The sequence below is a fragment of the Rhodosalinus sp. genome (assembly GCF_041685465.1).
Classification (GTDB): domain Bacteria; phylum Pseudomonadota; class Alphaproteobacteria; order Rhodobacterales; family Rhodobacteraceae; genus Rhodosalinus.
Window position 1 is genome coordinate 1 of record NZ_JAWLFS010000264.1, and the last position, 3,838, is coordinate 3,838.

Annotated in this window: 6 protein-coding genes; all 6 read right to left on the bottom strand. The window is 70.6% G+C overall.

What is annotated here, in order from left to right; all coding sequences use genetic code 11:
• On the bottom strand, positions 1 to 419 hold a 419-nt coding region (locus tag ACESL7_RS13990), incomplete at its 3' end, for a 3TM-type holin (RefSeq protein ID WP_372893920.1).
• Positions 410 to 1,021, bottom strand: coding sequence for a holin-associated N-acetylmuramidase (locus tag ACESL7_RS13995; RefSeq protein ID WP_372893921.1), 612 nt, complete (start codon positions 1,019 to 1,021; stop codon positions 410 to 412). The genes ACESL7_RS13990 and ACESL7_RS13995, both read right to left, overlap by 10 nt.
• Before the next feature lie 83 nt (positions 1,022 to 1,104).
• Complete coding sequence (gene ccmE / locus ACESL7_RS14000; protein WP_372893922.1) at positions 1,105 to 1,560, bottom strand: cytochrome c maturation protein CcmE; 456 nt, start codon at positions 1,558 to 1,560, stop codon at positions 1,105 to 1,107.
• Positions 1,561 to 1,569: 9 nt separating this feature from the next.
• The gene (gene argC / locus ACESL7_RS14005; protein ID WP_372893923.1) at positions 1,570 to 2,598 is read right to left on the bottom strand and encodes an N-acetyl-gamma-glutamyl-phosphate reductase; all 1,029 of its coding nucleotides are present in this window, start codon (positions 2,596 to 2,598) and stop codon (positions 1,570 to 1,572) included.
• Between the two features lie 23 nt (positions 2,599 to 2,621).
• Complete coding sequence (locus ACESL7_RS14010) at positions 2,622 to 3,434, bottom strand: glutamate racemase (protein ID WP_372893924.1); 813 nt, start codon at positions 3,432 to 3,434, stop codon at positions 2,622 to 2,624.
• 20 nt (positions 3,435 to 3,454) lie between these two features.
• A partial coding sequence (locus ACESL7_RS14015) for a lysophospholipid acyltransferase family protein (protein WP_487247759.1) occupies positions 3,455 to 3,838 on the bottom strand: 384 nt, incomplete at its 5' end.

The window sequence follows — 3,838 nt, forward strand, 5'->3', positions numbered from 1 at the left end:
CGTGTCAGCCCGGCGGCGAGGCTGCGCTGCATCTCCTGCGCCTTGGCCTGATGGCGCGCGCCGAAATAGAAGCTCACCACCGCGCCGAGCAGCCACCAGAGCGGCTCCGGGACCGCGGCAAGCGCGCCCATCCGTTCGGCGAACCAGGCCGGCGCCGCCATAGCAGCCCCGAAGAGCGCCAGCGTGCCGAGCGCCATCGCCGGGCGCGGCAGGCGATTGAGCGCGTCCACCAGACGGTCGAAGCGGCCGCGGCGCGGGTGCACGAACTCCGCGGCGAACTGCGCCAGCGCGGCCGCCCGCGCCTCCGCGTCACGTTCGGCGTCCGCCTCGGCGTTGACGCGAAAGACCTCGGCCGTCTCCGCGATGACGTTGCGCTCGGCCCCGAAGAGCGCGTCGAGGAGCCGCCCGATCAGTCCCATGCCGCCACCCGTGCGCGGAACTCCGCCTCCGTCAGGTGGTAGCGCGGCGAGATGAAGATCTCCGCCCGCCGGATCCAGCCCCCCTTGCCGCCGGCGCGGGTCCGGGCGTACTTGCGGCTTTCCGGCCTGCGGTCGGCAAGCCGCAGGTAAAAGTTGCGCCGCGCGATGCCGTAGGCGTCCGCGAGGTGATCCGGCGCGATCGCCGCCGCCTCCTCGGCCGCGCCGGCGGTCTCGGGGCCGATGATCCCGTCCACCGCCACGCGCAGCCCCATGTCGCCGAGCAGGCGTTGCAGGATCTTCACCGCCTCGGCGCCGGCGTTGACGTACATGTCGAAGACCGTGGGGCGCAGCGCCTCGGGCAGGCGCGCGATGCCCGGCGCGGCGTAGTAGTGACGCAGCAGGATGTCCACCGCCTCGGCGCGGTCGAGGGCGCGCACGTCGTCCGCGGTCACCGCGCCGTCGCCGTCGATGTCGTGGCCGAGGCGGCGCAGCGTATGGATCGTCACGCCGTGGTTCGTGGCCCCGCCGGGATCGTCGGGGTCGTCCACGTAACCGCCTTCGCGGTCCACGATATCCTCGGCAATCTCGCGTATGCTCCGCATGGTCTCTCCTCCGCCCGGACTGGCGGCGGAGAGGGTGACGCGGCCGGTTTAACGACGGGCCGGTCGAGCGCGCGTTGCGCGGATCAGGACTCGGGCGCGTCCTCGCCGTGGCGGTAGACCCCCTGCGCCTTGAGCGCGTCGGTCACTTCCTTCGGCATGTAGGTCTCGTCGTGCCGTGCGAGGATCTCGCTCGCCTCGAACACGCCGTTCACGTACCGCCCGGTGCCCACCATGCCCTGATTCTCCTCGAAGAGATCGGGCAGCACGCCCCGGAAGGTCACCGGGATCGAGGCGCCGCCGTCGGTCACCGAGAAGTGGACCGTCTCTCCCTGCCCGCGCTTGAGCGTCCCCTGCTCGACGAGGCCGCCGATGCGGAACGTCTCGTTCGGCGCGGGCGGCTCCGCGGCGATCTCGCTCGGCGCGCGGAAGAAATTGATGCCGTCGCGCATCGCATAGCCGACGAGGCCGGTGGAGAGGATCAGCGCCACCGTGGCGACGACGATGAGCTGGATACGGCGTTTCTTCTTGAGACCCTTCATGGGTGTCCCTCATGGAAAGCAGGGCGCGAGCATCAGTCCTGTATGCTCGTGTATATCTAGCATCAGGTTGGCGTTCTGCAAAGCTTGTCCGGACGACCCCTTGGTGAGGTTGTCGAGCGCCGCGACCACCATCGTGCGCCCCGGCTGCCGGTCGCCCACGACCCCGAGATGGCAGAAATTCGAGCCTCTGACGTGCCTTGTGGAGGGAAGTTCACCCATCGGCAGCACCTCGACGAAGCGCTCGGCGCCGTAGGCCTGCGACAGCGTGTCGTGCACGGCCTGCGCCGCGCCCCTGACATAGGCCGTGGCGAGGATGCCGCGATTGGCCGGCATCAGGTGCGGCGTGAACTGCACGCGCACCTCGCGCCCCGCGAGCGCCGAGAACTCCTGATCGAACTCGCCGAGGTGGCGGTGCGTGCCCCCTGCCGCGTAGGCGTGATAGCCCTCGGAAAGCTCGGCGTGCAGAAGGTTTTCCTTCAGCGACCGCCCCGCGCCCGAGACGGCACACTTGAGGTCGAGGATGATGTCGCCCGTGTCGATCACGCCCCCCGCGATCAGGGGGCGAAGCGCGTATTGTCCCGCGGCGGCGTTGCAGCCCGTCCCGGCCACGAGCCGCGCGGTGCGAATCGACTCCCGGTAGAATTCCGTCAGGCCGTAGACGGCTTCCTTCTGCAGCTCCGGCGCCGCATGCGGCTTGCCGTACCAGCGCTCGTAGTCGGCCGGGTCGCGCAGGCGGAAGTCGGCGGACAGATCGACCACCTTCACGCCCGCGGGCAGCCCCGCGATCACCTGCTGCGACGTGGCGTGCGGCAGCGCGCAGAACACCAGGTCGAGCCCCGCGAAATCCACGTCCTCGATCCGGGCGAGACGCGGCAGGTCGAGATGGCGCAGATGCGGAAAGACCTCGCCCATGGTGCTGCCGGCCTTGCGGTCTGCGGTGAGCGCGGCGATCTCCATCGCCCCATGCGTGGCGATCAGCCGGACGAGTTCCGCGCCGGTGTAGCCCGAGGCCCCGAGAATGGCGATTTTGGCTGTCATGGCAACGCCTTTCGTATTGACCCTCATGCGCCGCAGAAGGTGATCTCGCGCCGCAGAAACTGCGCCGCGCGGTCCGAGACCCGCGCCGGATCGCCCGTGGTCAGGAAGCCCGCCGCCGCGCCCGCCCCCTGCATGCCGGGGCGCCGCACGAGGTAATCTGCAAGGCTCTCGGCGACGATCCGCGGCTGCGAGTAGACGGCGACCTCCGGCCCCAGTGCGGCGCGGAAGACATCCTCCAGAAGCGGATAATGCGTGCAGCCCAGCACCGCGGCCTCCGGCTGCGGCATCTTGCGCAGGAGCGCCTCGACGTGCGAGCGCACCAGCGCCTCGGCGAGGATCAGGTCGCCCTCCTCGATCGCGTCGACGACGCCGCCGCAGGCCTGTGCCTCCACGTCCACGCCGATCGCGCGGAAGGCGAGCTCGCGCTGGAAGGCGCGGGAGGCCACGGTCGCGGGCGTCGCGAAGAGCGCGACGTTCTTCACCGCCACTTCGCGCGGGGGGGAGTTGTCGCCCCACTGCCGTTCGGTCAGCGCCTCGATCAGCGGCACGAAGACGCCGAGCACGCGCTTGTCGGGCGGCACCCATGTCTCCTGCAGGCGGCGCAGCGCGGCGGCCGAGGCGGTGTTGCAGGCGAGGATCACCAGATCGCACCCCTCGTCCCAGAGCCGCTCCACCCCGCGCTTCGTCAGCTCGGTCACGTCGTCGGGGTCGCGCACGCCGTAGGGCGTATTCGCATTGTCGCCGAGATAGACGACGGGCACCTCGGGCAGCCGCCGCGTCACCGCGTCCAGCACCGTCAGCCCGCCGAGGCCGGAGTCGAAGATCCCAACCGCCATGTCGCTCCGCCCGCCCGCGCTCAGGCGCGGTGCCGCTCCTCGAACTCGAAGCCATACTCGTAGCTGCCGAGCGGCTTCGGCGACAGCTCATAGGTCTTGCGGCGGAGGAAGTCCATCATGGCACGGGCGTCGCCGGCATGCGCGGCGAGTTCCTCCGGCGGGATGGGTGTGCCGATCGCGACGCGCACCGGCGTGTTCACCCGCTTGCGGAACTCCGCGATCAGCAGCCCCATGCGCAGCGTCTGGTGCAGGTGACTGGCGAGCTGGAAGAGCCGCGAGTTCGCCCCCTCGAAATAGAGCGGCACCACCGTCGCCCCCGAGCGCGCGATCATCCGCGCGGTGAAGCTGCGCCAGCCCGGGTCCATCGGACGCGAGAAAGGCCGCGCCGCGGTGGAGACGGTGCC

Excerpts from the sequence above, each read along its gene's own strand:
- argC (WP_372893923.1), bottom strand. The coding sequence starts at position 2,598 with ATGACAGCCAAAATCGCCATTCTCGGGGCCTCGGGCTACACCGGCGCG.
- ACESL7_RS14010 (WP_372893924.1), bottom strand. The coding sequence starts at position 3,434 with ATGGCGGTTGGGATCTTCGACTCCGGCCTCGGCGGGCTGACGGTGCTG.
- ccmE (WP_372893922.1), bottom strand. The coding sequence starts at position 1,560 with ATGAAGGGTCTCAAGAAGAAACGCCGTATCCAGCTCATCGTCGTCGCC.
- ACESL7_RS13995 (WP_372893921.1), bottom strand. The coding sequence starts at position 1,021 with ATGCGGAGCATACGCGAGATTGCCGAGGATATCGTGGACCGCGAAGGC.